This window comes from Actinoplanes xinjiangensis (genome assembly GCF_003148685.1).
GTDB classification, from domain to species: Bacteria; Actinomycetota; Actinomycetes; order Mycobacteriales; family Micromonosporaceae; genus Actinoplanes; species Actinoplanes xinjiangensis.
Map to the genome: position 1 here is coordinate 67417 of NZ_QGGR01000023.1, position 24375 is coordinate 91791.

Consider the following 24375-nt stretch of genomic DNA (forward strand, 5'->3'; position numbering starts at 1 on the left):
CGGGATCACCAGCCGAACGAACGGTCGACGGCGTCCAGCACCCGGTCGAGGTCGGGGAGGTACTCCTCCTCGATCCGCGCGGCCGGGTAGGGGATGTCGTATCCGGTCACCCGCAGCACCGGAGCTTCGAGTGAGTAGAAGCACTCCTCGGTGATCCGGGCGGCGATCTCGGCGCCGAGGCCCACGTTGCCGGGCGCCTCGTGCACGACGACGGCGCGGCCGGTCCGCCGGACCGACTCGAAGATCACCGGGTAGTCGATCGGCGAGAGCGAGCGGACGTCGATGACCTCCAGTTCGCGGCCGTCCTCGGCGGCGGCCGTGGCGGCGTCGAGCGCCACCCGGACCATCGGGCCGTACGCGAGCAGCGTCGCGTCGCCGCCCGGCCGGACCACCCGGGCCGAGTGCAGCGGGAACGCCGACTCCAGGGGGGCGTCGAGGTCGACCTCGCCCTTCTCCCAGTAGCGCCGCTTCGGCTCGAAGAAGATCACCGGGTCGTCGGAGGCGATCGCCTGCTGGATCATCGTGTACGCGTCGGCCGGGTTCGAGCAGCTCACGACCTTGAGGCCGGGAGTGTGCGCGAAGTACGCCTCGGGGGACTCGGAGTGGTGCTCGACCGCGCCGATGCCACCGCCGTAGGGGATCCGGATGGTGATCGGCAGGCGCAGCTTGCCCTTGGAGCGGTAGTGCATCTTCGCGACCTGGGCGACGATCTGGTTGTACGCCGGGAAGACGAACCCGTCGAACTGGATCTCGCAGACCGGCCGGAACCCACGAATGGCCAGGCCGACCGCGGTCCCGACGATGCCGGCCTCGGCCAGTGGCGTGTCGATGACCCGGTTCTCGCCGAAGTCCTTCTGGAGGGCGTCGGTGATCCGGAAGACGCCGCCGAGCTTGCCGACGTCCTCTCCCATGATCACGACTTTGGGGTCGTCCTCGAGTGCGCGGCGCAGGCCGTGGTTGAGAGCTTTGCCCAGGGTGATCATCAGTGCCCACTCCCCTCGAAGGACGCCTGGTACCGGGTGAACGCGTCACGCTGCGCGTCGATCTCCGGTGAACCGTTGGGATAGACGTGATCGAAAAGCGCCACAGGTTCGGGGTCCGGCATCGCCAGCACCCGCTCCCGCAGGTCCAGAGCCTTCTGGTTGGCGACGTCGTCGACCTCGGTGAAGAAGTCCTTCTTGGCGATCTTCTGCTTGGTGAGGAAGGCCCGTAGCCGGCTGATCGGGTCCTTGGCCTTCCACGACTCGACCTCGCTCGCGATCCGATAGCGGGTCGGGTCGTCGGAGCTGGTGTGCGCGCCCATCCGGTACGTGTACGCCTCGATCAGCGTCGGTCCCTGGCCACTGCGCGCGTTGTCCAGCGCCGCCCGGGTCACCGCGTAGGTGGCCAGCACGTCGTTGCCGTCCACCCGGATGCCGGGGAAGCCGTAACCGCCGGCCCGCTGGTAGAGCGGGACCCGGGTCTGCCGCTCCAGAGGCTCGGAGATCGCGTACTGGTTGTTCTGGCAGAAGAAGACGATCGGGGAGTTGAACACCCCGGACCAGACGAACGCCTCGTTGACCTCGCCCTGGCTGGTCGCGCCGTCACCGAAGTAGGCGATCACGGCCTCGCCGTCGGTGGAGCCGGTCTTGCCGTCCATGGTGACGCCCATGGCGTAGCCGGTGGCGTGCAGCGTCTGCGAGCCGATGACGATCGTGTACTGGTTGAACTTGAACTCGTTGGCGTCCCAGCCGCCCTGGTCGACACCCCGGAACAGGCCGAACGGCATGATCGGGTCGATGCCGCGGCAGTAGAGGACGCCGTGCTCGCGGTAGGTGGGGAACGCCATGTCCTGCGGGCGCAGTGCCCGGCCGGAGCCGACCTGTGCCGCTTCCTGCCCCAGCAGACTGGCCCAGATGCCCAGCTCACCCTGCCTCTGGAGGGCGACCGCCTCGGTGTCGAGCCGCCGGACGGTGACCAGATCGCGGTAGAGCTCGCGGTACTCCTCGTCGGTGAAGTCGACCGAGTACGTCGTCCCGTCAGCGCTGGTGACGCTGTCGACACGCTCGCCGTCGGGGGTCAGCAGTTGGACGAAGCCGCCGGGCGGGATGTCCGTCCCGGCCACGCTCTCGCCTTTCGCCATCCGTGTCTCCTGTTTTCTCGTCGCGCCCGCGGCGGGTGTCTCCCGGCCGCGCGGCTGGCCTCTCAGGTGCCGCGCCTGGCCCGGGTGTGGGTTGGCGCGCGGCGTGCACCGGCTGACAGCCGGGGACGGCCACCGCGACCCCGCTGATCGGCGTGGGCAGCGACGGTGACGTCGCCCCCATCCTGACAGAGAGAGTGACCACCGTTACAGGCTGCGTGGATCACGAATCCAGATTTCTTGCTAGAGTATTTGTCTTTTTTATGGGGTTTTGTCCAGTCACTTCGGTACTAATAGCCCTTTCATGCCGCTGCTTCCCGTGCCCGCGGTCGTTCATCCCCATGACCGGGACGGATCCAAGTTGATCTTTGCCTAGAGATTTCGTTTGGAGGGGCCCCGCGTGCCGCACCTGCCCGACGACCACGACTTCGCACGGCCCCTCAAGGTGCTGCGCAGGCGGATCAACGGGGTGTACCGCGAGGACCTGGGCTTCTTCGGGCCCACCCGGCGCTACGTGCTGATCGTCGCGATGCTTGTCGGCCTCGCCTCGGTGCCCACCCTCGCCGTCCTCACCACCGGATCCAGCGAGATCACCGGGGACGGCCGGACCGGCGCCATGGACGTGCCGTTCCTGCCGCCCGCCGGGACCGGGCCGGTGCGTCCGGCGCCGTTCCCGCCGGCCTCCGGCATACCGTCCGCACCGGTCACCGCAAAGACCACGCAGGGGTACGGGGAAAGCCCGCGCCCGGCCGGCTCCCCCGCCCCGGTCACGACGTCCGGCACGCGTCCCGGTGGCCCCTCGGGAGGGGACTCGGGCGCTCCCGCCGGGCCGGCCCCCGGGGCGTCGCCGGATGACGTGCGGCCCGACTCACCCCGGGCGCCCGACGGCGGCAAAGCTCAGCCCGCCCCCGCCGAACCCCCGCAGGCGCCGCCCCGTGACGCCGGCGGCCCACCGCCCGCTCCAGACCGTGATCCCGCCGGCCCACCGCGCGCTCCGGACCGTGATTCCGGCGGCCCGCCGCGCGCTCCGGACCGTGATCCCGGCGGCCCGCCGCAGGCCCCGCGTCGTGATTCCGGCGGCCCGCCGCGGGCCCCGGGCCGTGACTCGGGTGGTCCGCCGCGGGCCCCGCATCGTGACGCGGGCGGTCCGCCGTCGGGGCCGGGCCGTGACTCTGGTGGGCGGTCGGGGGTCCCGCGGCCTGGCTCCGGCGGCCCGTCGCAGGCCTCCCGGCGGGGGTCTGCCGGCCTTTCGCAGGTCGCCCGGCGTGGGTCTGCCGGCTCGCCGCGGGCCGCTGCTGACGTGGGGAGGCGGCCCGTGCCGCGGGACGGGTGGCCGCTGGCGCGGCGGTCGATTCCGGCCGTGCCCGATCTACCGGCGGTGCGGGAGGAGGACCCGCTTCCGGAGCCGGTGATACCCGATGACTTCCCCGCGGTTCCCGATCTTCCGGACATTCCCGACGAACACGGCCAACCGGCTGATGATGGTACCGATGATTCCGGTAAACCCGAAGAGCCGCATGAACCGGACTCCCCGGGGAAGCGTCTCTGCGAGAAGGCCACCACCACGCCCGAGCGCCCCCACCGACGGCATTCGGATCGTGCTGCCACGACACAGCGCCCGACCGGGGATCCGCCCCGGCGTGACGACCATTCCACCGTCCACGATCGCCGGTCCACGGACCGGTCCCGAGTCAGCCGGAGGTCAGCAGTGGCCGAACGCCCGTACAACATCCGCCCGTCCCGGATCCGGGAGCAGAGCCACTCCGACGGCAACCTCAACGTGGTCCGCCGCCTGCTCACCGAGTCGAGCTCGGAGGAGAACCGGCGCGCCAACCGTCCGTACCGCGGCACGCACCGGGCCGAGCACACCAACTACCCGGAGGAACGCAGCGCCTCCTACGACCGCAGCACCCGGGTGGGCCGTCACCACGCCGAGCCCAATCCCGACGCCCACTACATCAACCGCCGCTGACCACCCCAAAGACCCAGCTGGTCCTCACCGTCGTCTCACGCGCCCTTTAACAGCGGTGGGAACCAGCCGAGGACTTCCAGCTGGTTCCCACCGTCGTCTCACGCGCCTTTTGGCAGCGGTGGCGGCCAGCCGGGGGTTTCCGGCTGGTCCTCACCGTCGTCTCGCGCGTGTTTTGGCAGCGGTGGCGGCCAGCCGGGGGTTTCCGGCTGGTTCTCGGCGTCGTCTCACGCGTGTTTTGACAGCGGTGGCGGCCAGCCGAGGGCTCCGGCTGGTTCGCAGCGTCGTCTCGCGCGTGTTGTGACAGCGGTGAGGGCCGGGCGGCGCCTCAGTCGTCCTGGTTGGCTTCCAGCCAGGCGTCGATGGCGGCGGTGTCGCTGGGGTCGACGCCCTCGGAGATGAGCTGCGCCACCGCCGCGGTCGCCGGGCTGCGCCGCTCGCCGGTCGTGTAGAGCCGGGCGAACTCCGGGATCAGCTCCTCGAGCGCCTCCTCGGTCTCCCGGACCGCCGCCGCCGGCAGGTGGCGCCGGCCGGTCGAATACGCCGACCAGGCCCGCACGACCCGCGGCATCATGGCGGCGTCGTCCAGGTCGAGGACGGCGCGCCGGTGCACCCAGTCGAGCAGGAACAGCCCGGCGATCGCCGGGCTCCAGCGCAGCGGGTCGCCGCCGGGCAGGCTCGCCGCGTGATCGAGCACCAGGCTGAGACAGAAGTCCATGGAGGCGACGTCCGCCGCGGTGCCGGCACCGGCCGGCAGGTCGAACCGGGCCGCCTCCGGTGAGGCCAGGAAGTGACGGACCAGGTCGTGACCGGCCGGGCCGGCCGGCTCGGTGAGCGGCGGCGTCGTCACGGCCGGGAGCAGAGCGAGCCGGGCCGCCGCGAGCGCGCGGTCCGTGGCCAGCGAACCGTCCGCCGGCAGGTCGCCCAGCTCATCGGTGACCTGGAGATGCCGACCCACCTCGTCACGCAGGCGACCCGGGTCCTCGCTGCGGAACCAGGTCATCTCGTCGGCATCACAGATCTCCCGCACCTGGGCGAGCAGCGGGGCGGCCGAGGTGGCCACGAAGACGTCCTTGGTGATGCCGATGTTGTGGTCGACGAGCGCCACCACGGCATGCTCGGGCCCGCCGTCGGAACTGTCCTCGTACGCATACGTGACCAGATACGAAGTCTGATCGCCGTAAACGTCCCCATACGCCCAGCAGCCGGTGGGGCGGACCCGGCCGAGTTGTGTGGCCCACGGCGGTGCCTCGGTGGTGTGACCCACCTCGGCCGCGCCGTCGGCGTCGGGCACCAGGGTGGCGAAGACCTCGCGGATCGTCGCGGTGGCCGGGGCGTCCGCATCGGTGGTGGCGGTCAGGAACCGCCCCACGAAGTCACGGACGGCTGCGGCCCGATCGTCGGCCGCGACCGCGTAGACGCTGCCGAGCAGAGCGGTGCCGAGCATTTCGGCGTCGAGCGCGCAGCCCAGTTTGGTGACGTCACGGGCTGCTTGCAGCACGGCGTCGTAGACCGTCCGGGGTGCGGGCATGCCGCGAGCCTACGCCCGCGGCACCCACCGGAACTACTCCGCTCGTACGACGCTGAGCGCTTCCCTCGCCTGGGCATAGGCGTTCAGGACCTCACGCACCGGCGCGACCACGTGTCCACGGCCGACCTCGGTGACCGCGGCCCGTAGCCGCGCGTCGGCCCGGCGCCGGGCGCGGCGGGCGCCGGCCTCGATGACCGGCCGCAGTACCAGCCACAGCAGCAGCCCGCCGACCAGGCCGATGAGCAGCAGCAGTGTCGGCAGCGGGACGACACCCACGGTCGGCGCGTTGATCTCGGGCAGGCCGAGAGCGGCCAGCGCGTATCCGAGGAGCAGCCAGCCGAGACCGGCCGCCCCGGTCGCCAGCAGCAGCCACTGGAGGACGCCGACGCCCCGCCACCAGGCGGGTGCCTGCTCCAGGCCGAGGTCGGTCTGCGCGACCGCCCGGTCCAGCGCGTCCGGCAGGTCGGCGACCTTCGAGCGGGCGGCGCTGTTGAGCGCCGGGGACCACACCTCCGGCAGCGGCGCCGCGGCGCGTGCCGCGACGGCGCGGACGGTCAGGCCCACCGCCGACTTCTGCGCGGCGTCGGCCTCCGGCACGGAGGTACGCGGTACGACGTCCGTCGACACCGAGTCGGTCTTGACCGGCTCGGCGAGATGCAGCTTGCGCAGCGGATCCGGCCGGAGTCGCCGCAGTCCCCGGACCAGCGGCCAGCCGGTCGCCGCCGCGGCCCGGTGACGGTACGCCGCCGCGGTGGAGTCGGCCACGCCCGGCACTCCCGCCGAGTCGGCCAGCGCGTCGCTCAGCTGCCGCACGGTGGCCCGGTCCACCTCGTCCTCGGCGGCCGGCGGCCCCATCATGGCGCCCAGTTCCTCGCCGACCACGTCCAGGTCGGCGGCGAGGCGGCGCAGCGCGGCCTGCCGGTTCGCGACCGTGGACTCCAGCGCCGACCGCAGGTCGCTCAGCATGCCCGGCTGCTTCGCCGAGGTGGCGATCACCGGTGCCCCGGTGAGCCCGTCCTCCGCCAGCAGCCGGATCAGGTCGTTGCGGACCACCTCGGTGTCGCCGGGGGTGAGCCGGTCGGCCTGGTTGAGGACCACGATGGTGACGTCGGCGTGCGTGCTGAACTGGGACAGGTAGGCCCGGTGCAGGACGCGGTCGCCGTACTTCTGCGGGTCGACCACCCAGACGATCTGGTCGACGAGGCCGAGCAGCCGGTCGACCTCGAGCTGGTGCGCACGCTCGATCGAGTCGAAGTCGGGCAGGTCGAGCAGGACGAGGCCGCGCAGCGAGGCCTCGTCGTCGCCGTCCAGAGCGCTCTCCCGGACGAAGCGCTGCCGGGGCAGCACACCGATCCAGTCGAGCAGCCGGTTGGCCGGTTCCAGCGGGCCCCAGACCACGGCGTGCGCGGTGCCGGTGGTCGGCCGGCGCACGCCGACCGGCGACAGCTTGAACCGGGCCAGCGCGTTGAACAGGCTGGACTTGCCACTGCCGGTGCTGCCGGCGAGCGCGACCACGGTGTGGTCAAGGGAGAGCGTGAGCCGGCCACTGGCCCGTTCGACGAGCGTGTGCGCGGCCACGAGTTCACCGTCCGGCAGGTACGGATCGGCCACCCGCAGAAATCGGGCCAGCGCCTCCAGCCGTTGAGCCAGGGACTCCGCGTCGACGGACTCGTCGCGCGTCTTCTGTACCAAATTCATGACCCGGACCCGGTCAAAGCGAGTTCCTTCCTGGCGTTCTCCACCTCGGCGGCGGTCTGGCGCAGAAGCGTGCCATGCGTCGTCTCGAGGCGTGCCGTCGAGGTCCGCTCGGTGAATCGGGCGGCCTCGACGGCGAGCAGTTTCTCGACCCGGTCCAGCAGTTCGGTGCGGGCCCGGCCGGCGAGGGTGCGGATGGCCTGGTCGCCGAAGACGGCCTCCAGCACCTTCTGGGCGGCGACCGCGCTGCCGGCTCCGGCGGCGACCTCCAGCCCGGTGGGGATGAAGGCGGTGGCGGTGAAGACGGCGATCATGACGGCGAGCCCGGCCCCGTTCACCGCGTAGGCCGCGCCGCGGGCCACCGCGCGCTTGTCCGAAGCCTCGGTACGGACCAGGTCGAGCACCCAGTGCTGCCAGTCGCGGATCAGGCGATCGGCGCGTTCCGGCAGGTCGGCGGAGGCGTGTTGGAGGTTCGGTGCGAGCAGGGCGGCTCCGGCCGGGTGGGCCTGCCAGGCGGCGTACGCCTGCTCGGCCGCGTCCGTCGCCACCCCGCGCAGCAGGGTGACCAGCTGGGATTCGAGTGCCACCCGCAGGTTCTGGGCCGGGGTGGTCCGGCCGCTGAGGGCCGCCAACAGCCGATCGCGCAGGTGACCGACCCGGGACTCCAGGTTGCGGACCAGGTCGCCGGTGCCGACGTACTCCTGCCAGCGGGCCAGCACCTCGCCGCGGAGCAGCCGGCCGTCCCGCAGGCCCTCCTCGAGGATGTGGTGGGCGTTGCGGTAGGCGGACTCGACCCGCTCGTCGAGCGAGTGTGCCGTACGGACCTGCTCGTCGGCGGCCTCGGCCAGCCCGTTGAGCGCCGGGGTCAGTGCGCTGAGCGCGCCGTCCAGCGTCTGGCGGACCACCGTGCCGCGGGCGCCGGCGTCCCCGGCCAGCTGGGCGAACCAGATCCGCATCGGGCCGATTGCCGCGTCCGGGAGCAGGCCCCCCTGGTCCAACTCGGTTTCGGGCAGGACGAACAGCGGCGCCGAACCGAGTTCGTTGGCGGTCAGCATCTCACCCAGGTGGGCGGCGACCTCGGCGGCCGCGTCGGCCGGTACCCGGTCGAGGACCAGGGCGATCACCGTGCCGCGCAGCCGGGCGGTGGTGAGCAGCTCCCACGGGACGGCGTCGGCGTACCGCGCCGCGGTGGTGACGAAGAGCCACAGATCCGCCGCGGCGAGCAGCTGGGCGGCGAGTTTGCGGTTCTGGTCGACCACCGAGTCGACGTCCGGTGCGTCCAGCAGGGCCAGGCCGGGGCCGATCGCCGGGGTGGCCACCACCTGGAGGACGTCCGGCGCGTTGCTCGACTCCCCGGTGCGGGTCAGCCCGGGCAGCAGCCCGCCGCGGCCGAACCACTGGACGTCGTCGGGGTGGGTCACCAGCACCGGCGACTTGGTGGTCGGCCGGAGCACGCCGGCGTTGCTCACCGGGGCCTGGACCAGGCTGTTCACCAGGGTCGACTTGCCGGCGCCGGTGGACCCGCCGACGACCACCAGCAGTGGGGCGTCGAGACGGGCGAGGCGGGGGAGCAGATAGTCGTCGAGTTGCGCGACGAGGGCCGAGCCGACTCGCCGGGCCTCCTCCGCGGAGGGGAGAACCAGGGGGTACGAGACCGCGCCGAGCGCCGCCCGTAAGCGGCTCAGCGCCGTCGCCAGCCGGCCGACCGCCGGTGGGGCTTCGACCGGTTCGGGGCGGTTTCCGTGGTTTTCCGGACGGATCGGGCTCGCCCCCGTACGCTCTGATGGGCCACCTGTGGCCACGCTGACCTGGTCTTTCTCAATCGATGGGGCGGGGACGGCGGGAAGAGCCGACGGACCGACCGCGTCTCCGTGCGTCGTCACGGGTAAAGCGTGCACGATCTATGCATCCAGGACAACAGGGTCCCGGTATGCCGTGACCTGACAGGTATGTGCCGGTGTCCCGACGCGACGACCGGCTTGCGCCCGAGGGGCTCAACTTCGATTTGACGATGTGCGGTGCCGTGGCATCATTGAGTCTGTTCCACTCAACCTTCGTACGCGAACCCCAAAGCGAGGAACACCATGGCACGTGCGGTCGGCATCGACCTCGGCACCACGAACTCCTGCGTCAGCGTTCTGGAAGGAGGCGAGCCCACCGTCATCGCCAACGCGGAGGGCTCCCGGACGACACCGTCGATCGTCGCCTTCGCCCGCAACGGCGAGGTGCTCGTCGGCGAGGTCGCCAAGCGCCAGGCGGTGACGAACCCGGACCGGACCATCCGCTCGGTCAAGCGGGAGATCGGCACCAACTGGTCGATGGACATCGACGGTAAGCAGTACACCCCGCAGGAGATCTCCGCGCGGGTGCTGATGAAGCTGAAGCGGGACGCCGAGGCCTACCTGGGTGAGCAGATCACCGACGCGGTCATCACCGTCCCGGCGTACTTCAACGACGCACAGCGGACCGCCACCAAGGAGGCGGGCGAGATCGCGGGCCTCAACGTCCTGCGGATCGTGAACGAGCCGACCGCCGCCGCTCTGGCGTACGGTCTGGACAAGGGCTCCAAGGAGCAGACCGTCCTGGTCTTCGACCTCGGCGGCGGCACCTTCGACGTCTCGCTGCTGGAGCTGGGCGACGGCGTCATCGAGGTCAAGTCGACCTCCGGCGACAACCACCTGGGCGGCGACGACTGGGACCAGCGGATCATCGACCACCTGGTGAAGACGTTCCGTGGCGAGCACGGCATCGACCTCTCCCAGGACAAGATGGCGCTGCAGCGTCTGCGTGAGGCGGCCGAGAAGGCCAAGATCGAGCTGTCCGCCGCGACGACGACCAGCATCAACCTGCCCTACATCACCGCGGGGGCGAACGGCCCGCTGCACCTGGACACGTCGCTGAGCCGCGCCGAGTTCCAGCGGATGACGCAGGACCTGCTGGACCGCTGCAAGGGCCCGTTCGAGGCGGCCATCAAGGACGCCGACGTCAAGCTCGCCGCGATCGACCACGTCATCCTGGTCGGTGGCTCGACCCGGATGCCGGCGGTGACCGAGCTGGTGCAGAGCCTGATCGGCCGCGAGCCGAACAAGGGCGTCAACCCGGACGAGGTCGTCGCCGTCGGTGCCGCGCTCCAGGCCGGTGTGCTCAAGGGCGAGGTCAAGGACGTCCTGCTGCTCGATGTGACCCCGCTCTCGCTGGGCATCGAGACCAAGGGCGGCATCATGCACAAGCTGGTGGAGCGCAACACCACCATCCCGGCGCACCGCTCCGAGGTCTACACCACGGCTGACGACAACCAGCCCTCCGTGCTGATCCAGGTCTACCAGGGCGAGCGCGAGATGGCCGCGAACAACAAGAAGCTCGGCACCTTCGAGCTCAGCGGCATCGCCCCGGCGCCCCGCGGTGTCCCGCAGATCGAGGTCTCCTTCGACATCGACGCGAACGGCATCGTGCACGTGTCCGCCAAGGACCTGGGCACGGGCAAGGAGCAGAAGATGACGATCACCGGTGGCTCCGCGCTGCCGAAGGACGACATCGAGCGCATGATGCGCGACGCGCAGGACCACGCGGACGACGACAAGAAGCGCCGCGAGGACGCGGAGACCCGCAACCTGGCCGAGCAGCTCCAGTGGCAGACCGAGAAGTTCCTGGCGGAGAGCGGCGACAAGCTCCCCGAAGACAGCAAGAACAAGATCGGCGAGGCGCTCGGCGAACTGCGTGGCGCGCTCGGCGGCACTGACATCGAGAAGATCAAGTCGGCCCACGAGCGGCTGTCGCAGGTCTCCCAGGAGGCCGGCTCGCTGCTCTACTCGCAGGGTGAGGCCCCGCAGGCCGCCGCGGGTGGGGCTCCGGGCGCGGGCCCGGGTTCGGCCGGCCCCGCGGCCGGCGGTGACGACGTGGTCGACGCCGAGATCGTGGAGGACGACAAGAAGTGAGTGCCAAGGACGACGAGAACGACGGCCCGGCGGCCGAGCGCGAAGTCATCCAGGGCGAGATCGACTCGACGGACGAGGAGACTCTCGCCGAGGAGGCGGGACAGAAGAAGGCCGGGGCGCACCGTGCCCCTGAGGAGGACGAGGCCCCCGTGGCCGAGGACACCAAGCCCGGTCTCAGTGCCGAGTTGGAGGCTCTGCGGAGCGAGCTGGAGGAGCGGACCCACGACCTCCAGCGGGTCTCGGCGGAGTACGCCAACTACCGCAAGCGGGTCGACCGCGACCGCGGTGCCGCAGCCGAGCAGACCACCGGCAAGGTCCTCACCGACCTGCTGCCGGTCCTGGACGACATCGACCGGGCCCGTGAGCACGGTGACCTGGTCGGGCCGTTCGCCTCGGTGGCGGAGCAGCTCACCGCGGTGACCGGCAAGCTCGGGCTGGTGGCCTTCGGCGAGAAGGGTGACCCCTTCGACCCGAACCGGCACGAGGCGGTCGCTCACCTGACCTCCGCCGACGTCGACGAGCCGACCTGCGTCGAGGTGATGCGCCGGGGTTACACACTGGGCGAGCGGCTGCTGCGCGCGGCTCTGGTCGCCGTCGCCGATCCGGAGTGAGATCAGTGACTGTGTCCCGCCCGCCGGTCTCCGGCGGGCGGGACGTCGCCGACACTCCGAGTCGCAGACGAACAAGGAGGTGGACTGAATGAGCTCGAAGGACTGGCTCGAGAAGGACTTCTACGCCGTGCTCGGTGTGAACCGGTCCGCCTCCCCCGACGAGATCAAGAAGGCGTACCGGAAACTCGCCCGCGATCTGCACCCGGACCGGAATCCGGACAACAAGGAGGCGGAGGAGAAGTTCAAGGCCGCTTCCGAGGCGTACGACGTGCTGGCCGACGACAAGAAGCGCAAAGAGTATGACGAGATGCGCTCGTTGTTCGGTTCGGGCGCGTTCCGGCGGGGGGCACGGGGCGGCGGCGGCACGCAGTTCGACCCGTCGGACCTGTTCGGTGGCTTCTCCGGTGCGGCCGGTGGGCCGGGTGCCGACCGGCGGTTCGGTGGCAGCGGTTTCTCCGACATCTTCAGCTCGATCTTCTCCGGCGGGCAGGGGACCGGTGGCCCGGCGACGGCCCGGCGTGGTCCGCAGCGCGGGCGGGACGTGGAGACCGAGGTCACCCTCGACTTCGCCCAGGCGGTCCGCGGCACGACCCTGCCGTTGACGTTGCGTACGCCGGGGGCCTGCGACACCTGCCACGGCAGCGGGGCAAAGCCGGGCACCACTCCACGGTCCTGCCCGAAGTGCCACGGCACCGGCCTGATCTCCAGCAACCAGGGTTCGTTCAGCTTCTCCGAGCCGTGCCGTGACTGTCAGGGCTCGGGCAGCGTCGTGGACGAGAAGTGCCCGGAGTGCCGGGGCAGCGGCGGGGTCACCAAGACCCGCACGATCAACGTCCGGTTCCCGGCGGGCGTGGCCGACGGCCAGCGGATCCGGCTCAGCGGCCGGGGCGAGCCGGGCGACCGCGGCGGTCCGGCCGGCGACCTGTATGTGCAGGTCAAGGTGCGGCCCGACGACCTGTTCGGGCGCAGCGGCGACGACCTGACGCTGACCGTTCCGATCAGCATCTCCGAGGCCGTGCTCGGCGCCGACCTGAAGGTGCCCACCCTGGACGGTCCGGTCACGCTGCGGGTGCCACCGGGCACCCCGGGCGGCCGGAAACTGCGCGCCCGCGGCAAGGGCGTGGCCCGCAAGGAGGGCCAGGCCGGGGACCTGATCGTCACGGTGGACGTGCAGATCCCGGCCGGAGTGACCGGCGAGGCCCGGGATCTACTGGAGAAATTCGCCAAGTTGACCCCGCCGCCGGCGCGGGATCGGATCGAGGCCCGCTTGCGTCGGGCTGCCGGTTAGGACCCTCCCGGGAGGTGGCACATGTATGAAGAGATCAGCATCTCGATGGAACAGGCCTCCGACGCGAAGGTTTTGATCATCTCGGTGGCGGCGCGCCTCGCCGGGATGCACCCGCAGACCCTCCGGCAGTACGACCGGCTCGGGCTGGTGCAGCCGGGCCGGGCCGGTGGTGGTGGCCGGCGCTACAGCGAGCGCGATGTGGCGCTGCTGCGGGAGGTGCAGCGGCTGAGCCAGGAGGACGGTGTCAACCTGGCCGGCATCAAGCGCATCATCGGCCTGGAGCAGCTGGTCACCGATCTCCAGCAGCGGGTGGTCGAGTTGGAGCAGGAGCTCGAGTCGGCGTACACCCGGATGGCCCAGATGGAGGCGATGACGAATCCGTATGGGACCCGTGACCTGGTTCGCCAGGAGAGGCACTCGACGGCACTGGTGGTGTGGCGTCCACGACGCTCGCCCGACAAATGAGTGACGGCGGCCCCGAAAGGGAGCCGCCGTTACTGCGCGTAGTAGCTGTTTGAATACTCTACGTGGTGCTCATCGCCGGTTGAAGAGACCCAGCCGGCGCGGGTAGCGCACCAGGCCGCCTTCCATCCAGTCGTGGTGGTCGAACAGTTCAGGCCGGGTCATCAGCACCCGGCAGTTGTGCGCCCAGATCTGCATCGGCTCGTCGCCGACCTCTTCCGCGCGCTCCACGAACTTCTTGAGCCGGCGCTTGCGCTGCCCGCTCGCGTTCTGCCGCAGTCCGTCCGCGGCGTAGATGTACATGCAGTGCTGTGCGAACCGTCGGGCCGGGCACTGCCGGTCCATCGCCAGCTCGAACAAGGTCGGGCCGAGCACGTCGCCGGAGATCAGGAGATCCCAGTCCTTCGGCATGCTGCTCAGGGGAACCGACTCAGGGTTGTACGCCCAGGTCTGCAACTCATCGGGTCGAGGATCGACCGGGTTGCCGAAACCGAGGAATGTAGCTTCACGCACGCTCACGTCGCCGCCTCACTCAACCGCTCGCAATACGGCAAGCGTCACCCGCTGGCCATAGTGGCGAACGTCCCAATACTCAGAGTCGTCGCCGCGCAACGGTAGCGTGCGAAGTCGGTCGACGGAAGTGTCAAGGCTTCACATTCAGATACTGGGCGGTAACTTTAGGCTTCCTGAATGGAGACGCAGGTCACTCCGTGGATGGGAGCGGTTTCTGGGTCGCCCGCTGAGCCGCCATCCGCTTCCGGATGATCTCCCGGAACCAGGTGTAGTCGGGCAGCCGGGCGAGCAGCGGACCGGTCACCACGGTGATCAGCACATACGCCGTGGCGAGCGCGGCGAGCCGGGCATCCACCCCGTAGGCCACCGCCAGCCCGGCGATGACGATGGAGAACTCCCCGCGCGGCATCAGCGCCAGGCCGGTCCGGATCCGGCCGGGCAGTGCGATCCCCGCCCGTCGGGCCGCCAGGTAGCCGGTGAGCACCTTGGTCAGCATGGTCAGTACGGCCAGCCCGAGCGCCGGCAGCAGCACCGGCGGGATGTCCGCCGGGTTCGTGGAGAGTCCGAAGAAGACGAAGAACACCGCGGCGAAGAGGTCCCGCAGCGGGGTGAGCATCTGGGTGGCGTGATGCGCGACGGGGCCGGAGATCGCGATGCCCACCAGGAACGCCCCGACCGCCTCGGAGACTTTCAGCTCACCGGCCACCCCGGCGATGAACAGCGTCAGCCCGAGCACGCTCAGCAGCAGGGCCTCGGGATCCTTCACCGAGATGAAGCGGCTGATCTCACCGCCGTACCGAATGGCCACGACGAGGACCGCGACCACCGTGACCACCGCGACGCTCAGCGTGCTGAGGCCGCCGGCCAGGCCGAGCCCGGCCAGCACCGCGGTGACCAGCGGGAGGTAGAACGCCATCGCCAGGTCCTCGATGACCAGCACCGAGAGGATCACCGGGGTCTCCCGGTTACCGACCCGGCCCAGGTCGCCGAGCACCTTGGCGATCACGCCGGACGACGACACCCAGGTGATGCCGGCCAGAACCAGCGCGGCCTTCCAGTCCCAGCCGAGCAGCAGTGCGAACGCCGCTCCGGGCAGGGCGTTGAGCAGCATGTCGATCAGGCCGGCCGGAGCCGCCGAGCGCAGGTTGCCGACGAGCTCGTCGGCGGAGTACTCCAGGCCCAGCATGACCAGCAGCAGGACCACGCCGATCTGGGCGCCGACCGCGGTGAACTCGGTGCTGGCCGAGAGCTGCACCAGACCGCCCTGGCCGAACGCCAGACCGGCCAGCAGGTAGAGCGGGATCGGGGAGAGACCGAAGCGCCGGCCCAGGCGACCGAGCATGCCGAGGCCGAACAGAAGCGCGCCGATCTCGATGAGCAGGATCGTCGTGTGGTGCTCCACGGTGCTCAGCCGTCGTCGTCGCCGGCCAGGATGGCGGTCACGCCGTCCAGGCCCCGCCGGGTGCCGACCGTCACCACCACGTCGTTCGCCTCGAACCGGAACTCCGGCCCGGGGGAGGCGATCACCTCCCGGTCGCGCAGCACGGCCACGATCGACGCGGTGGTGCGGCTGCGGGCCTGGGTGTCACCCAGACGCCGGCCCACGAACGGGGAACCGGCCGGGAGCGCGATCTGCTCGGTCAGCAGGCCGGCCGCCTGCTGACGCAGGCCGGCGAGCTGCCCCAGCATCAGCGAGGCGCCGAGCACGTCGGCCAGGGCCTCCGCCTCGTCGTCGGTGAGCGGGATGGACGCCAGGCTGGAGTCGGGATCGTCCACGTCGTACAGAACCAGGTCGCGCCGCCCGTTGCGATGCGACACCACCCCGACCGTCCGGCCTGAGGAGGTCACCAGGTCATGACGGACGCCGATTCCCGGCAGCGGAGTCTGTTCCACCCGTACGCGCACGATCTCTACGTTAGCCCTCGGTGCGGCGCGCCACGTCGGCAACGTGACGAAGCGCCGGTTCCTCCTCCGCCGTCCGCGGTCGAACGGCCAGCAGCAGGAGCAGTCCGAGCGCTGTCAGCCCGAGGTTGAGCCCGTACGCCAGGCGGAACCCGAACTCCTGGGCCAGGCCGAACAGTGGCGCCGACAGGATCTGGCCGAGCGGGAAGGTGTTGGCGAACATCGTGGACGCGCGGCCCGGGAAGTGCGGCATCAGGTCCTGGAAGTAGGAGATGCCCAGGCCGGAGGCCGCCGCGATCAGGATCGCGTTCAGCACCTGAGCGGCGACCAGCATCCCGACCGACGTGGCCGATGCCGCCACGGCCTGGTAGGCGACACCGCAGACGGCACCGAACAGGATGATCCGGCGCAGCGGCATCCGGGTGGAGAGTTTACCGAAGCCCAGCATCAGTGGGATCTCCAGCGCGGCGCAGACGCCGAGGATCATCCCGGCGTCGCCGACCGAGCCACCCAGTTCGGTGCTGATGAACAGGGGCATCGCCTGGACGCCGAGCACCATGGAGGTCTGGATCAGAACGAAACCGGCGAGGATCGGGTAGATCTGCCACGGTGCCCGGGGCGGCGGGGTGGTCTCGCCCTCGCGGGCCGCGGCCGGCGCCTCCACCTCGGGCAGCCACCGTGCCACCAGCAGGGCCGCCACGAGGTACAGCACGGCGGCGGCGCCGTAGACGTACTGGAAATCGCCGGCTTCCAGCAGGAACGCGGCAAGCGACGGGCCACCGACCCAGGCGATCGAGAACACGGTGCGGAGGGCGCTGATGCCCATGGCGGCCCGGTTCGGGTCGCCCTGTTGGAGAACCTGCCGGGCGTACGCGAAGGATTGGGGGAAGAGTGACCCGGCGATCGCCGTGGCCGTCGCGGTGAGCGCGAGGAGGATCCAGAAGTCGCGCACCACCGCGGTGAGGCCGCTGCCGGCGCAGCCGGCCAGTGCGGCGACGATCAGGATCGTGCGCCGCATCGGCTTGCGGTCCGAGACGCGGCCGATCGCCCACGACATGGCCACGCCCGACAGGGAAGCGGCGACCAGGAAGAAGGTGACCTGGATCGGGCTCGCCCCGACGGCGGTGCTGAGGAAGAGGCCGAGGAACGGGCCGACCACCGCGGTGGCGATGCCGACGGTGAGGAAGACCAGGCCGAGAGGGAGGAGCCGGCGGGACAGGAACACGACTGCCGACGCTACGGGTTCTTTCCGATTAATGACCCTGGCCGGTGGTGACTGTCACCGTGGCTCCGTCGCGCTAGAGTTGAGTGGCACACGCTCAAGTCTGCCGGTGCATTCAGGGGAGCTGATGAACACCGAACGTTTGACCACCAAGAGCCGCGAAGTGATCACCGGCGCGGTCGCCGACGCCGGCCGCCGCGGCCACGCCACGGTCGAGCCGTGGCACATGCTGCAGTCTCTGCTCGACACCGGTGGCTCGACAGCCACCGCACTGCTGCGGGCGGTCGGGGCCAATCCGGCGGACATCCGCCGGGCTGCGGTCCGCGCGATCGAGCAGTTGCCGTCCGCGCGCGGGGCCAGCACCGCCGAGCCGAGCCTGTCCCGCGAGTTCGTGAACGCGATCGGCTCGGCCGACCTGATCGCGAAGCCGCTCGGCGATGAGTATGTGTCGACCGAGCACCTGCTGGCCGGCCTGGCCCGGGTGGGTGGCGCGGTCTCGGCGGTCCTCAAGGACGCCGGTGCCACCGAGGAGGCGCTGGTCGGCGCGTTCCCCCAGGTCCGGGGCGGGGAGCGACGCGTCACCACGGCCGATCCCGAGCAGACCTACAAAGCCCTGGAGAAGTACGGTGTCGACCTCACCGCGCTGGCCCGGGACGGCAAGATCGACCCGGTGATCGGCCGGGACGCCGAGATCCGCCGGGTCGTGCAGGTCCTCTCCCGGCGTACCAAGAACAATCCGGTGCTGATCGGCGAGCCGGGCGTCGGCAAGACCGCCATCGTCGAGGGTCTGGCCCAGCGCATCGTCGCCGGTGACGTGCCCGAGTCGCTGCGCGACAAGAAGCTGGTCTCGCTCGACCTCGGGGCCATGGTCGCCGGCGCACAGTACCGGGGGCAGTTCGAGGAGCGGCTGAAGAGCGTGCTCGAGGAGATCCGCGGGTCGAACGGGCAGGTCGTCACGTTCCTCGACGAGCTGCACACGGTCGTCGGCGCGGGCAAGGGCGAGGGCTCGATGGACGCCGGCAACATGCTCAAGCCGATGCTGGCCCGCGGCGAGCTGCGCATGGTCGGCGCCACCACCCTGGACGAGTACCGGGAGCACATCGAGAAGGACCCGGCCCTGGAGCGCCGGTTCCAGCCGGTCGTGGTCGGGGAGCCGACGGTCGAGGACACCATCGGCATCCTGCGCGGGCTCAAGGGCCGCTACGAGGCACACCACCGGGTCCAGATCACCGACGCGGCACTGGTCGCGGCCGCCAGTCTCTCGGACCGCTACATCAGTGACCGTTTCCTGCCGGACAAGGCGATCGACCTGATCGACGAGGCCGCCTCCCGGCTCCGGATGGAGATCGACTCCCGCCCGGTCGCGCTGGACCAGCTGCACCGGCAGGTCGACCGGATGCGGGTGGAGCGCCTGGCGCTGGAGAAGGAGACCGATCCGGCGTCCCGGGCCCGGCTGGAGAAACTGATCGCCGACCTCGCCGACCGGGAGGAGGAGCTCACCGCACTCACCGCCCGCTGGGAGCGCGAGCGCGGCGGCCTGAACCGGGTCGGTGAGCTGAAGAAGCAGCTCGACGAGGCCCGGGCCGCGCAGGAGCGGGCCCAGCGCGACGGGGAACTGCTGGAGGCGTCACGCCTGCTCTACGAGGTGATCCCCACGCTGGAGCGGGAGATCCGTAGCGCTGCCGAGTCGGAGGAGGAGAACACCGAGCCGCCGATGGTCAACGAGGATGTCGGCGCCGATGACATCGCCGAGGTGGTCTCCTCGTGGACAGGCATCCCGGCCGGCCGGATGATGGAGGGCGAGACCGCCAAGCTGCTGCGCATGGAGGACTCGCTCGCCGACAAGGTGATCGGCCAGCGGGAGGCGATCGCGGCGGTCGCGGGTGCGGTGCGCCGGGCCCGGGCCGGGATCGCCGACCCGGATCGGCCGACCGGCAGCTTCCTCTTCCTCGGCCCCACCGGTGTCGGCAAGACCGAGCTGGTCAAGGCCCTCGCCGGCTTCCTCTTCGACGACGAGCGCGCGATGGTCCGCATCGACATGAGCGAGTATGCGGAGAAGCACTCGGTGGCCCGGCTGGTCGGTGCGCCGCCCGGTTACGTCGGCTACGAGGAGGGTGGCCAGCTCACCGAGGCGGTGCGGCGCCGGCCGTACAGCGTGGTGCTGCTGGACGAGGTGGAGAAGGCCCACCCGGACGTCTTCGACCTGCTGCTCCAGGTGCTCGACGACGGGCGTCTCACCGACGGCCAGGGGCGTACGGTCGACTTCCGCAACGCCATCCTGGTGCTCACGTCGAACCTGGGCTCGGCGAACTCGGACTTCACGATGAGCGACGAGGAACGCCACGACGAGGTGCTGGCCGCGGTCCGGGCGCACTTCAAGCCGGAGTTCCTGAACCGGCTCGACGACATCGTGGTCTTCCACGCGCTCACCAAGGAGAACCTGACCCGGATCGTCGACATCCAGCTGGCCCGTCTGCGCGACCGGCTCGCCGAGCGGCGTCTCGCCCTTCAGGTGACCCAGGCCGCGGTCGACTGGCTGGGCGAGCACGGTTATGACCCGATCTACGGCGCCCGCCCGCTGCGCCGGCTGATCCAGTCCTCGATCGGTGACCTCCTCGCCAAGGCGCTGCTGGCCGGCCGGATCCGGGACGGCTCCGCGGTCCTCATCGACCTGAGCGATGCGAAGGACGGCCTCACCATCCGGTAGGGGGCGTAGAAAAGGGCCCGGGGGAGACCCCCGGGCCCTTTCTCATCTGTCGGCCGACCGTCGCCGGTAGGCCTGTGTCATCAGTACGTCCGTGATGGCGTGCTCGCCCTCCGCGGACCAGATCCGTATACCGTTGCGATGAAGCTGATATCGGACGTCTTTGAACCGTGTCCGGGTGTCGTCATGGTGAACGATGTCCAGGGTGTCGGCGTGGGGCATGGGACTCACCGGTCCTTGTCAGGTCTGGGGCGGCCGCGGTGTGGTCACGCGGCCTGCGCGATCGGAATGGCGCCGTCAGCCGGTCTGCCTCGGCCCCGGAAAGATGTGCGCGGGGCGGGCGACTCGTGCGGGCACGGCGTGCCGCTGGAGCCTTCTGCTTCCAGGTGGACGCCACGTCATCGAAGTTTAGGGGGCCTGTCCAGGCGTGTCGCCCCCCGAACGAGCGACGGTTTGCGGTCGTTTGGGGTCATCGTTGCCTGATGTTGCCACAACGTTGCGAACGGTGAGGCCAGGTCGCGCGATGTGGTCCACGACAAGTACCGTGAATTGATCAATAGGAGGGCAGCGTGACCGTACCGGCATATCCGGTTCCGAACCCGGCGGCGCCGAGTCGCCCGGTATCGGTGACCGTCTCATCGAGTCTTCTCTACCTAGTCGCAGCCATGCAGGTCCTGACGGCGATCGTGCTCCTGGCGACGATGGGTGTCGCCGTCGACGCCGCTCGTGACGCCGCCGTCTCCCTCGGGGCGGCGCAGTCCGCCGCCGACATGGCGCCCGTCATGCGCATCGTGCTGATCTTCGCGGCCGTGATCTATCTCCTCATCGCCGGTGGCGTCACGATCCTGGCGATCCTCAACAACCAGGGCAAGAACCCGTCGCGGATCGTCACCTGGGTCTTCGCCGGCCTGGGTCTCTGCTGCAACCTCATCAGCCTGACCGGCAACGCGGCCGGGGGCATCGCGGCCGGCGGCGCGGCGGAGGAGGGGATCAACAGCACCCAGTTCGAGCAGCGGATCGCGGACGCGATGCCGGGGTGGTACCAGCCGGTCCTGACGATCTGCACGGTGCTGACCGTGATCGGCCTGCTCGGGGCGATCATCCTGCTGGCTCTGCCGGCTTCGAACGCGTGGTTCCGCAAGCCGGCGGCGTGGAACGCGGGAATGCCCTTCCAGGCGTACCCGGGGCAGCCGGGCTACCAGGGTCAGCCCGGATATCCGGGCCAGCCGGGTCAGCCCGGATATCCGGGTCAGCCGGGTCAACCCGGGTATCCGGGCCAGCCCGGTTACCCGGCCCAGCAGGGGTATCCGCAGCCGCCGTATGGCCAGCCGGGATATCCGCAGCCGCCGTACAACCAGCCGGGTTACCCGCCGCCGCCCAGCCACTTCGGATCACCGCAGCAGTACGGCCAGCCGGGTGAGCCGGCTCCGGGTCTGCCGTCGTATCCGGGGGCCGGCGAGCCCACCACTCCGCCGCCTCCCTCCGGGCCCACCGGCTCACCGGCGGCACAGCCCGATCCCTGGGCGCCTCCGCCGTCCTCCGACCCGTGGGGCAACCCACCGGTGCCGCCCAAGGACGGGAAAGCGGACGGGGATTCGTCGCCGACACGCCCGCCCACCGACCCCTCCTGATCGCTTTCGGACCGGTCCGCCCGCACGGGGTGGACCGGTCCGGCCACTTCCGGGCCCCGCACGCGATAGGTTCTTGCCAACCGAACCCCGCGGGAGCATCGATGTCCTACGCCGTTCCGACGCCGATCGTCGCCGCACCGCCGGCCGGACGCCGGCCGGTCTCCGTCGCCACGGCGGTCGCCCTGCTCTGGGCCATGGCAGCAGCCGGCCTGACCTATGCGATCGGCATGGTGGTGGTCACTGCGGGCGTGGTCGGCCGGTTCCGTGACGCCGTCGCCGGCTCCGACGTGGCGGACAACTTCGTCGCGGTGATGTGGCTGGTCGCGGCTCTGGCCCTGGTGCTGAGCCTGCTGGTGACCGCTCTCTTCGTGGTGCTCGGCATCGCGCTGCGCCGGGGCAGCCGGCTGGGCCGTGGGATCACCCTCGGGGTGTGCGTGCTCGGCGTGCTGGCCGGTTGCGGCACGCTGGCCATCCTGGCGGCGCAGCGGGCCGGTGACGCGGCTCCCGGCACACTGAGTGAGGCCCTGAACTCGGCGTACCCCAACGGGTGGATCGTCCTCAACGTCGTCGTGGCCGTCGCGCAGGTGGTGGCCTACCTCGTGGTGGGTCTGCTGGTGCTGGTCACGCCGAGAGGGTTCTTCGGCCATTCTCCGTCATCCGAGTGGGCCATCCCACAAACGAACCCTTTTGTTACCGGCGGGTCCGAACCCGATCAGTTCTCGGATCCGGCCGTGTCGCCGAAGTCCACGTCGAACCCGGAAGACGAGTTCTGGTCACGACCGAACGAGTGAGCGGTTCCGTATCGACGACTGTGGGTCACTCGAACGGGTACGGTCGGTTTCTGTCTCTGTCACTCGATCGGCTGTCCGGATAGATCGAGATCGGCCAGACGGTGGGTGTTTTCGCCCGTACGGACAAACGTGATTTGGTCGGTTCACAGACTCTTCACAGCGCGACCACCAGGTGATCCTGAGGGTGACGCGGGTAGCGTACCGACGGTAACTGCTTTGAGCAGCATCTATGCTCTGAGGAAGGGGCGAGATCAGTCGGCCGATCAGTAAACCTTGTTTACAGATCACCTCAAAGTCCCGCGTCAATAGTTCCGTTCCGCCCTGCCGGGGCGAAAGATTCCGGTTTTCGTACAGCCAGTACGCTCGATGTCATGAGAGCACGGCACGACCTGGGTAAATTCATCACTGAATTGTCCGTCGCGCAGCGTGGCGTCGTGCTTTCATCGGGTCGTGGGGGTGTGGACGAACTGGTGATCGCGCAGTGTGGCGTGATGGTCTCGACGCGTTCAGTGCCGAGTCATCGTCGAGGATCTGTGTGGCGAACAAATCGACGAATTGACAATGTGGTCCGCCTCACTCCGATGGCGGGGATCGAGACCTCGACACGGATGGGTAGCGACCAGATGGCGGCTGAGGCGTTGCAGGAGGCAGAGACCGAAGTCGTAGTCGCACGATCGGTCGACCCGGGTGAGGGTGTCCGGTCGACCGACTCGGCGATCGATGTCGGCCTTACGGCCTGAAAGTTAGCCGGTTCGTTCCTGCTCACATGCAGGAGAATCGATGCAGTTGGTGGAAGGATGGAGATCGTGGGAACTGCGTTGGCGGAAATGACCATGCCTCAGATCTCGCCGCTTGCCGGTGAGCCTATTGAACGCGCTGACGCTGAGCGCCTGGCGGGAGTGCTAAAGGCGCTCGCCGACCCGGCTCGGCTACGCCTGTTGAGCCTCATTCAGTCCGCTACGGACGGTGAGGCCTGTGTCTGCGACCTGACGGCTCCTCTGGGCCTGTCGCAGCCGACCGTTAGTCACCACCTGCGGATCCTGACCGAGGCGGGTCTGCTGGAGCGGGAGAAGCGGGGGGTGTGGGCGTATTACCGGCTGGTGCCGTCGGCCATCGCCACCATCGCCGACCTGCTGACCCCGCCGCGGAAGCGGGCCACCAAGAAGGCCCGATGAAGTCCTGACGACTTCTTCAGACGCGGTAATGCCTGGCGTCATTGACTATGGGGGCGTGACGCCAGGCGGAGGACCCCGGCCCACGGACGGGCCGGCGGACCTGAGGAGGAACGGGTGAACTACGTCCCCGGTGACCTGCGTGACCAGCTCGCGCACGTGGGTTACGACGTGGTGCAGGCGGGCCTCGTGTGTGGATCGGGCGGCAATCTGTCCGCCCGCATTCCCGACGAGGAGGCCGTCTGGGTCACCGCGAGCGGTACGTGGCTGGAACGGCTCAGCCGCAAGGACTTCACCGCGGTGCGGATCTCCGACGGGGCCCCCGCCACCGTCGGCACCGCCCCGCCGTCACGGATCGAGCCGACCAGCGAGTTGGCTCTGCACCTGGCTCTCTACCGGGCCCGGCCGGACGTCAACGCCGTGGTGCACCTGCACCCGCAGACGGCCCTGCTCCTGGACGCCCTCGGGGAGCACATCCGGATCGTGACCACCGATCACGCGTACTACCTGCGACGGGTGTCGACAGTGCCGTTCCGGCTGCCGGGCGGCACCGAACTCGCCGCCCTGACCGCCGCGATGGCCGCCGACGGCACCGACTGCCTGGTGCTCAGCCAGCACGGGTGCGTGGTGATGGGCGACTCCGTCGAGCTCGCGCACAAGCGGGCCCGCAACCTGGAGGAGGCCGCGTCGCTCACCTACCGGGCGCTGACGGCCGGACGACTGGAGAACCTGCGGGAGTGCCCGGAGGAGTTCCTCGACCGGCTCTCCGGGAACACCGCCGTCTCGGTGTGACGAAGCCACGAAAAAGGCCGGCCCATCGGGCCGGCCTT

The 24375-nt window shown here is 70.2% G+C and carries 20 protein-coding genes; 11 read left to right on the forward strand and 9 right to left on the reverse strand.

All coding sequences use genetic code 11. From position 1 onward, the window contains the following. Positions 1–5: 5 nt before the first annotated feature. Together BC793_RS36405 and pdhA are read right to left on the reverse strand one after the other, a co-directional pair. Positions 6–983 (reverse strand): alpha-ketoacid dehydrogenase subunit beta, encoded by a 978-nt coding sequence (locus BC793_RS36405; RefSeq protein WP_109600922.1) that lies wholly within the window; start codon positions 981–983, stop codon positions 6–8. After that, complete coding sequence (gene pdhA, locus BC793_RS36410; protein WP_109600924.1) at positions 983–2122, reverse strand: pyruvate dehydrogenase (acetyl-transferring) E1 component subunit alpha; 1140 nt, start codon at positions 2120–2122, stop codon at positions 983–985. Before pdhA ends, BC793_RS36405 begins: the two co-directional genes overlap by 1 nt. Positions 2123–3827: 1705 nt before the next feature. On the opposite strand from pdhA, the gene BC793_RS36425 reads away from it, so the two are divergent. Then, positions 3828–4091 (forward strand): hypothetical protein, encoded by a 264-nt coding sequence (locus tag BC793_RS36425; protein WP_109600929.1) that lies wholly within the window; start codon positions 3828–3830, stop codon positions 4089–4091. 325 nt (positions 4092–4416) lie between these two features. Here BC793_RS36425 and BC793_RS36430 read toward each other — a convergent pair whose 3' ends face one another. Genes BC793_RS36430 through BC793_RS36440 form a run of 3 tightly spaced genes read right to left on the reverse strand, consistent with a single transcriptional unit; the run spans position 4417 to position 9197 of the window. Next, the gene (locus BC793_RS36430) at positions 4417–5619 is read right to left on the reverse strand and encodes a hypothetical protein (RefSeq protein WP_109600931.1); all 1203 of its coding nucleotides are present in this window, start codon (positions 5617–5619) and stop codon (positions 4417–4419) included. 33 nt (positions 5620–5652) lie between these two features. Continuing rightward, positions 5653–7317: a GTPase gene (locus BC793_RS36435; protein ID WP_109600932.1), complete on the reverse strand. Its 1665-nt coding sequence runs from the start codon at positions 7315–7317 to the stop codon at positions 5653–5655. Continuing rightward, positions 7314–9197 (reverse strand): ABC transporter, encoded by a 1884-nt coding sequence (locus BC793_RS36440; protein WP_373871305.1) that lies wholly within the window; start codon positions 9195–9197, stop codon positions 7314–7316. Before BC793_RS36440 ends, BC793_RS36435 begins: the two co-directional genes overlap by 4 nt. 201 nt (positions 9198–9398) lie before the next feature. Here BC793_RS36440 and dnaK point away from each other — a divergent pair, with 201 nt between their 5' ends. From dnaK to BC793_RS36460, 4 genes are all read left to right on the forward strand, one after another. Further along, a complete protein-coding gene (dnaK, locus tag BC793_RS36445) occupies positions 9399–11249 on the forward strand; it encodes a molecular chaperone DnaK (RefSeq protein ID WP_109600934.1) in 1851 nt (616 codons plus the stop codon). Continuing rightward, positions 11246–11860, forward strand: coding sequence for a nucleotide exchange factor GrpE (gene grpE, locus BC793_RS36450; RefSeq protein ID WP_109600936.1), 615 nt, complete (start codon positions 11246–11248; stop codon positions 11858–11860). The genes dnaK and grpE overlap by 4 nt, the downstream gene beginning before the upstream one ends. 88 nt (positions 11861–11948) lie before the next feature. Further along, positions 11949–13148, forward strand: a complete 1200-nt coding sequence (gene dnaJ / locus BC793_RS36455) for a molecular chaperone DnaJ (RefSeq protein WP_109600938.1) — start codon at positions 11949–11951, stop codon at positions 13146–13148. Between the two features lie 21 nt (positions 13149–13169). After that, positions 13170–13613: a heat shock protein transcriptional repressor HspR gene (locus BC793_RS36460; protein ID WP_109600940.1), complete on the forward strand. Its 444-nt coding sequence runs from the start codon at positions 13170–13172 to the stop codon at positions 13611–13613. A 69-nt stretch (positions 13614–13682) separates the two neighbouring features. On the opposite strand, the gene BC793_RS36465 is transcribed toward BC793_RS36460, so the two are convergent. From BC793_RS36465 to BC793_RS36480, 4 genes are all read right to left on the reverse strand, one after another. Beyond that, positions 13683–14129 (reverse strand): hypothetical protein, encoded by a 447-nt coding sequence (locus BC793_RS36465; RefSeq protein WP_109600942.1) that lies wholly within the window; start codon positions 14127–14129, stop codon positions 13683–13685. Positions 14130–14313: 184 nt separating this feature from the next. After that, positions 14314–15465, reverse strand: a complete 1152-nt coding sequence (locus tag BC793_RS36470; protein ID WP_239170589.1) for a cation:proton antiporter — start codon at positions 15463–15465, stop codon at positions 14314–14316. A 65-nt stretch (positions 15466–15530) separates the two neighbouring features. After that, positions 15531–16028, reverse strand: a complete 498-nt coding sequence (locus BC793_RS36475) for a cation:proton antiporter regulatory subunit (protein ID WP_109600946.1) — start codon at positions 16026–16028, stop codon at positions 15531–15533. Positions 16029–16038: 10 nt separating this feature from the next. Beyond that, positions 16039–17250, reverse strand: a complete 1212-nt coding sequence (locus BC793_RS36480) for a sugar efflux transporter (protein WP_109600948.1) — start codon at positions 17248–17250, stop codon at positions 16039–16041. A gap of 124 nt (positions 17251–17374) precedes the next feature. Between BC793_RS36480 and clpB the strand changes: the two genes are divergently transcribed. From clpB to BC793_RS36505, 6 genes are all read left to right on the forward strand, one after another. Next, entirely contained in the window at positions 17375–19954 is a 2580-nt protein-coding gene (clpB, locus tag BC793_RS36485) for an ATP-dependent chaperone ClpB (RefSeq protein ID WP_109600950.1), read from the forward strand. Between the two features lie 662 nt (positions 19955–20616). Beyond that, positions 20617–21582 carry a chromosomal replication initiator protein DnaA gene (locus tag BC793_RS36490; RefSeq protein WP_109600952.1) on the forward strand — a complete coding sequence of 322 codons (966 nt, stop codon included), beginning with the start codon at positions 20617–20619 and terminating at the stop codon, positions 21580–21582. Positions 21583–21683: 101 nt separating this feature from the next. Next, a complete protein-coding gene (locus BC793_RS36495; RefSeq protein ID WP_109600954.1) occupies positions 21684–22373 on the forward strand; it encodes a hypothetical protein in 690 nt (229 codons plus the stop codon). Positions 22374–22744: 371 nt separating this feature from the next. Beyond that, positions 22745–23113 (forward strand): hypothetical protein, encoded by a 369-nt coding sequence (locus tag BC793_RS49170; protein WP_146246617.1) that lies wholly within the window; start codon positions 22745–22747, stop codon positions 23111–23113. 57 nt (positions 23114–23170) lie between these two features. Next, on the forward strand, positions 23171–23548 hold the full coding sequence (locus BC793_RS36500) for an ArsR/SmtB family transcription factor (RefSeq protein WP_092549981.1): 378 nt from the start codon (positions 23171–23173) through the stop codon (positions 23546–23548). Between the two features lie 114 nt (positions 23549–23662). Next, positions 23663–24337 carry a class II aldolase/adducin family protein gene (locus tag BC793_RS36505; RefSeq protein WP_109600956.1) on the forward strand — a complete coding sequence of 225 codons (675 nt, stop codon included), beginning with the start codon at positions 23663–23665 and terminating at the stop codon, positions 24335–24337. The last annotated feature ends 38 nt before the right edge of the window (positions 24338–24375 follow it).

Coding starts and splice junctions, on each gene's coding strand:
- BC793_RS36405 (WP_109600922.1), bottom strand. CDS start 983: ATGATCACCCTGGGCAAAGCTCTCAACCACGGCCTGCGCCGCGCACTC.
- pdhA (WP_109600924.1), bottom strand. CDS start 2,122: ATGGCGAAAGGCGAGAGCGTGGCCGGGACGGACATCCCGCCCGGCGGC.
- BC793_RS36430 (WP_109600931.1), bottom strand. CDS start 5,619: ATGCCCGCACCCCGGACGGTCTACGACGCCGTGCTGCAAGCAGCCCGT.
- BC793_RS36435 (WP_109600932.1), bottom strand. CDS start 7,317: ATGAATTTGGTACAGAAGACGCGCGACGAGTCCGTCGACGCGGAGTCC.
- dnaK (WP_109600934.1), top strand. CDS start 9,399: ATGGCACGTGCGGTCGGCATCGACCTCGGCACCACGAACTCCTGCGTC.
- dnaJ (WP_109600938.1), top strand. CDS start 11,949: ATGAGCTCGAAGGACTGGCTCGAGAAGGACTTCTACGCCGTGCTCGGT.
- BC793_RS36460 (WP_109600940.1), top strand. CDS start 13,170: ATGTATGAAGAGATCAGCATCTCGATGGAACAGGCCTCCGACGCGAAG.
- BC793_RS36470 (WP_239170589.1), bottom strand. CDS start 15,465: ATGCTCGGTCGCCTGGGCCGGCGCTTCGGTCTCTCCCCGATCCCGCTC.
- clpB (WP_109600950.1), top strand. CDS start 17,375: ATGAACACCGAACGTTTGACCACCAAGAGCCGCGAAGTGATCACCGGC.
- BC793_RS36490 (WP_109600952.1), top strand. CDS start 20,617: ATGCAGGTCCTGACGGCGATCGTGCTCCTGGCGACGATGGGTGTCGCC.
- BC793_RS36495 (WP_109600954.1), top strand. CDS start 21,684: ATGTCCTACGCCGTTCCGACGCCGATCGTCGCCGCACCGCCGGCCGGA.
- BC793_RS49170 (WP_146246617.1), top strand. CDS start 22,745: ATGAGAGCACGGCACGACCTGGGTAAATTCATCACTGAATTGTCCGTC.
- BC793_RS36500 (WP_092549981.1), top strand. CDS start 23,171: ATGGAGATCGTGGGAACTGCGTTGGCGGAAATGACCATGCCTCAGATC.